We start from the raw sequence: 1,449 nt of genomic DNA on the forward strand, positions 1-1,449 counted from the left end.
TCTCAAGCTAGAGCGCGTAGGTGTGCATGACAACTTCTTCGAACTTGGGGGGCATTCGCTTTTGGCGACGCGCCTTATTAGTTTGGTTCGGTCCTCTCTAGGAGAGGAAGTTTCGCTGCGCGCTTTTTTTGAGAGCCCAACGATTGCTGGTTTGTCGGTTATTCTTTTTGAACATTCGGCGGATTATCTTTTGCCTCCCATTGAGATTGCAGATCGTTCATCTGTAATTCCTTTGTCATACGCCCAGCAGCGCTTGTGGTTTATTGATCAATATGAGGGTGGTAGTAGTCACTATAACATGCCAGGTGCTTTCCGGCTGCGCGGTAGTTTTCATCGAGCAGCTTTTGAAAGAGCTATTAAGGCAGTTATTGAGCGCCATGAAGTTCTTCGTACTGTTTTCATTGAAGATGGTGGCATTGGTTATCAAGATATTCGTGATGAGTTTTCATTACCCCTTGAGATACACGACCTTAGAAAGTCTAGCGAAGGCGACCAGAGAGAAGAGATGCGGCGCTTAATCGAGGCGCATGGAGATTATGTTTTTGACCTTAGTACCGAGTTGCCAGTTAGTTTTGGGTTAATCGTCCTTTCTGAAGATGACCACATTGTACTCTTTAATATGCATCATATAGCGTCTGATGGCTGGTCTATGGGTGTGTTAGCAACAGAATTAAAACTGTTGTATGAGGCTTTTTCATGTGGGAAGGCCAATCCGTTAGAGCCGCTTGAAGTTCAATATGCGGATTATGCGTTATGGCAGAGATCATGGTTGTCTGGGGATTTACTTGAACGTCAACTGGATTATTGGCGTGAGCGTCTTACTGGATTGCCAACCGTTCATAGCTTGCCTCTTGATTGTCCTCGCCCTCAGCACCAGAGTTTTAACGGACGTTATCATCAACATGACTTAGATAATGATTTGTCTGGTGAGGTTTTGGCTTTTTGCCAAGATCACGATGTGACATTGTTCATGTTTTTGCAAACTGCGTTCTCGGTTCTTTTAGGTCGTTATAGCGGTGTCGATGATATTGTTGTTGGTTCGCCGATCGCGGGTCGCTCACATGCTTCTATTGAGCCTTTGATCGGGTTCTTCATTAATAATCTAGTATTACGTAGTGATTTATCAGGTGACCCTAAGTTCATAGATTTATTGAGTATAAATCGTCAGCATATTTTGGATGCTTATGAACACCAGCATGTCCCGTTTGAGATGCTTGTTGATGACCTTAAGCCAGAGCGCAACTTGAATTATAACTCGTTATTTCAAATTGTTTTTGTATTTAATAATAACGAGCAAAGAGTATCGCATATCGGATCTGACGATATATCCGATAGTGTTTTGGTAAATATTGAAGAAGAAGCGATAAAAGGCTTTGGAAAAACAGGTGTTGATCTTGAATTGCAGGCTTACGAGGACAACGGTACGGTCGGGTTAAGTTGGTCGTATAA

Annotated in this window: 1 protein-coding gene; it reads left to right on the forward strand. The window is 43.0% G+C overall.

The genetic code is table 11. The features are described 5' to 3' along the window. Positions 1–1,449, forward strand: a 1,449-nt coding sequence (locus OEU88_RS17580; RefSeq protein WP_262696516.1) for a condensation domain-containing protein, incomplete at both ends; no start/stop codon positions are given.

Source organism: Kordiimonas aquimaris (assembly GCF_025574485.1).
GTDB lineage: Bacteria > Pseudomonadota > Alphaproteobacteria > Sphingomonadales > Kordiimonadaceae > Kordiimonas > Kordiimonas aquimaris.